Here is a 4,350-nt window from a genome sequence, read left to right on the forward strand (position 1 = left end):
CCACCCGTCCTCGGTGCTGAGGATCCGCGCCGCGTGCACCGGTCCGGAGCCCTCCAACAGCTCCAGCCGGACCGTGTTCCCCTCGTCCGACGGCAGATCCCACTCGGCTCCGGATACGAGCGTGGCCCCGGCGGCCAGGTCGACGCGGGAGGCGTCGCCCTGGGTCCCGTCGGCGCCCACCGGCGTCACCACCAGGTGCGCGTCCCCTTCGAGAGCGGTCACGACCAGCTCCGCGTCCACGCCGTCGGGGACGAACGGCAGGACCGCGGTGGTGTCCAGGGGATGGGAGAGCGGGTCCACCGCGGCCGGGTAGGCGGTGTCGTCGTCCTCGGCGAGGGCTCCCGCCACCACGGGCGCGTCGGCCTCCACGACGACCGTGCCGGAACGCCCGGCCAGTGCCGCCTCCAGGGTGACCCAGGCGGAGCCGGAGGGCGGGACGTCGAGGATCAGCTCCTCCTCGTCGCCGTCGACCGGAAGGACGCGCACCCGGGCCTCGGCGAGGTCGCCCCCCGGAGAGGTGACGAAAAGCCGTCGCGTGCCCTCGCCCTCGGGCAGTCCGGGGATCACGTGCCGTTCGGCGGGCCCCCGGGTGGGGGGAACCCAGGAGACGGCGCCGGAGGAGTGTTCCGAGAGCAGGGACGCCGCCACGCGGCCGGTGCTGGTGCGCACGTGGACGCCGAGTGAGGCGGACTGCTGGATCAGTTCGGTCAGTTCGAACTCGATGGACTCCCCGGCCGGCACGGAGATCCCCCGGCTCTCGTCCGAGAAGGACAGGCCGTCCGTCGTGTACACGTCCACGCTGGCGGTCGCCGCGGTCCTGGAGGGGTTGGCCAGGTGGACGGTGAGCGTCTCGGTCTCCACCGGGTCGCCCTCGTCGTCCTCGTCGATCACGTGCCCCCGCCCGTCGCTGCCGACTCCGGCGTTCCCGCTGCCGCCGGGCAGGGCGAACCAGGTGCTCGTCGAGGGCTGGGCGCAGCGGACCTCGGTCATCCCGGCCCCGGTCACCGTGGTCTGCGCCGCGTCGAGCCCGGAGGCGAGGCTGCCCTCGGCGCGCAGGACGGTGGGGCCGTCGACCCCCTCGGTCTCGGCCAGCCAGACGTTGCCGGGCTCGGTGAGGTCCTCGCCGACGTCGGCCCACAGCCTGCCCGCGTCGTCGCGGCCCACCCTCGGGGCGTAGGCGGCGACGGTGCTCTGGGCCCCCTCGTGGGGCGCCGGGCACACCCTCGCGGTGAGGTCGGGGCGAACCGTGCCGGGTTGGGTGGCTCCGAGCGGGTCGCTCACGGGCACGAGCGTGCCACCGAACAACGCGGCCAGCGCCAGGGCGACCAGGCCGAACAGCGCGAACCGGTTCTCCACGATCAGCCGCATCTAACCCTCCCTCTGGACGGCCGTGACCCGACCGGCGCGTCGGCGTCCGCCCCTGCGGGAGCGGCGCCCCGTCCGACGTGGTCGTCGCGGCCGTGGTGCGGCGGCGGACTCGATCAACCGCGTCTCCTCCTCGGTCCGGGCACCGGGCGCCGCCAGGACGGCCGCCACCAGCAGCAGCGTGCCCTGGGTGACCAGCCACGCGGTGTGGACGGGGTCGGAGTACCACACGCGCAGCTCACCGCTGCCTGGGGGCAGCTCCCACGCCTGGAGACCGTTCTCGGTCCCGACCGGGACGAGGTCGGTCCCGTCGAGCGTGGCCCGCCATCCGTGGTCGGCGGACTCGGCCAGGAGGAGCCGCCGCCCGGAGTCACCCGCGGGGAGGTCGGCGTCGACGTCCAGCGCCCGGGTCTCGCCGTCCTCGGCGACGACGCGCAGGGCCCCGGTGGGCTCTCCCACGCGCCAGAGGCCGTAGCGGTCGGACAGCGACACACGGAGCAGACCGGGTGTGCCGTCCAGGGTGGTGACCATCGAGGCGTCGTGGGCGTCGCCGATCTCCGGGCGCGGGTAGAGCACGTACTGGACCCCGTAATCGGTCAGGTAGTGCAGGTGTTCCCCACCCTGACCGCCGACGAGCTCGGCGACCGCCCGGTCCATGAACTCCCTCGCCTCCTCGGTGGGGACCACACCCTCCTGCCCGATCCTGGGCGCCTCTCCGCGCAGGACGGTGTAGTCGACGCCGTCCTCCCCCGGTGTGACGACCAGGGTGCGGGGTCGTGTCCCATCCTGGTCGACGACCTCCAGCGCGCGGGACACCACCATGTCCGCGCGGCTGGTGAGCGGCCCGTCCACGCCCGTCCACATCCACAGCGCCGCGGCGGAGAGCGGCGTGGCCAGCGCGAGAACCGCCACGGCCACCGCGAACACGCGCCGGAGCCCGCCCAGGCGGATCATGGGGCCGAGCGACCGCCCGGCGGTCGCGGCCGACAGCAGGACGGCGAGGGCGGCGAAGGACAGGGCCGCGCCGGGCCAGATCGGGGAGGGGGGTCCGCCGGAGTGCGGCTCGATCACCAGTCGGCTGGTCGCCACGGCCACGAGCAGCCCGAACAGGGCCAGTGACCAGCCCGCCGCGACGACCATCCGGTCGCGCAGCAGCAGGAGCGAGCACAGGGCCGCGGCCGCGAAACCCGCGGTGACCCACATCGGCGGGGTGCCGGACCCGGCGGGGGAGAACAGGAGCAGTTCCCCGGCGGTGGCCGCTTCCGTCGGCGGGTGCAACCCCGCCTCCAGGAGCCACAGCGTGGGGTGGCGGAGGAGTTCGAGCGACCACGGGAGCAGCAGCACGACGGGTACGGCCAGGCTCAGCGCGACGCTCACGTACAGCCGCCGCCCCAGGTACCCGAAGGCCGCCGCGACCAGGACCCCGGTGACCAGCGACAGCACCCACACCATCGGAACGAACGCGGTGGCCGCGGCCAGGACCAGGCCGAGCCCCCAGGCGGCGCGACGGGACGGTCTGGGGGGCAGCGACACCAGTCGGACCGCCAGCAGTCCCATGACCGGAAGCAGGATGTGGACCAGAGCCGTGCCCAAGCGCCCCTGGGCGATCGCTCCGGTCGCCACGGGCAGCAACGCGTAGACGGCGGCGGCCCACAGGCGTACCGGACGCGGTTCCACGACCTCGCGGGCGAGCAGGAACGCCGTGAGCCCCGCCAGCGGGACGCAGCCGAGGAGGATCACGGAGACGGCGACCCAGGGCTGGCCCAGGGTGAGCGTGGACAGCAGGGCGAGCAGGCCGACGTAGGGCGGGACCGGGGTGTTCGAGCCGAGCCCGTGGTCGGGCCATCCGGTCAGGTAGAGGGACCACAGGTCGCCCGCCGTGCCCGCGACCGGTGGCAGCGCGCCGCCCGCGAGGAGGTCACCGAAGAGCAGGGAGCGCTCAGCGATGAGCGCCACGACGGCCAGCCCCAGGAGCAGCAGCGTGCCCGGCCGGAGGATGACGCGGCGCAGGAAGCTGGTCTGGTCGGCGAGCGCCGCCTCCTCGTCGTCGGGGCTCGGCGGGGCGGTGACCGCCTGGTGGCGCCCGGGTGTGTTGAGGACGGGCTCTCCGGACAGGACGCCGGTGACGGCGTCCGCGAACTGGCGCAGGGCCACCCCCCGGGCCAGGAAGGGGCGGATCGCGCTGTAGGTGCGGCGGCGGTCGCGGCGGCGCCGGAAGCGCGCCCGGGCCAGGCGGAGCGGGCGCAGGTACACGAGCGTGATGGCCGCGGCCTCGTCCAGGGCGTTGCCGGGCTGCTTGATCAGCAGGTACATCATCACGCGCAGCAGGGAGGCCAGGGAGTTGCGCACGAGCGCGGCCACCATGCCGCCGGCGGGCAGGTTGGCCAGGAGCACGAAGACGGCGTGCCTGCGGTCGACACGGCGCGGGTGGTTGCGGGTGGCGGTGATCCGACGGCGTCGGCGGGCCGAGGCCTCGGCGTGGTAGGCCACCGCGTCCGTGACCAGGACCGCGCGGAGCCCGGCGCCGCCCACGCGCCAGCAGAAGTCGATGTCGTCGCGGAACAGGGGGAGCGCGGGGTCGAACCCGCCGAGCCGGTCCCACACGTCGCGCCGGACGAGCATGCCCGCGCTGGACACCGCGAGGACCTGGCGAGTGCCGTCGTGCTGGCCGTGATCGAACTCCCGCTGCTCGAGGCCGGTCTCGCGGCGGCCCGCGCCGTCGATGGTGGCGCCCACCTCGACCAGGCGGCGGCGGTCGAACCAGTCGCGGAGTTTGGGGCCGAGTACGGCGGCGCGCGGGTCCTGGTCAGCGGCGACCAGCAGCCGTTCGAGGGCGTCGCGCTCGGGGGTGAGGTCATCGTGGATGAGCCAGATCCACTCGACGGCGTCGTCGGCGACGCCCTTGACGGGGGTGGTGGAGCGCGGCAGGTCGAGGGCGCGGCGGACGGAGTCGCCGTATCCGGTGGTCGCCGGAAGAGCGAGGAC

The 4,350-nt window shown here is 74.8% G+C and carries 2 protein-coding genes; both read right to left on the minus strand.

Annotation, left to right across the window (positions count from 1 at the left end; genetic code table 11):
* A partial coding sequence (locus tag D471_RS39920; RefSeq protein ID WP_017596843.1) for a DUF5719 family protein occupies positions 1-1,368 on the minus strand: 1,368 nt, incomplete at its 3' end.
* Positions 1,369-4,350 (minus strand): glycosyltransferase (locus D471_RS32435; RefSeq protein ID WP_017596844.1); only part of this gene is annotated, 2,982 nt, incomplete at its 5' end.

It is taken from the genome of Nocardiopsis lucentensis DSM 44048 (assembly GCF_000341125.1).
GTDB lineage: Bacteria > Actinomycetota > Actinomycetes > Streptosporangiales > Streptosporangiaceae > Nocardiopsis > Nocardiopsis lucentensis.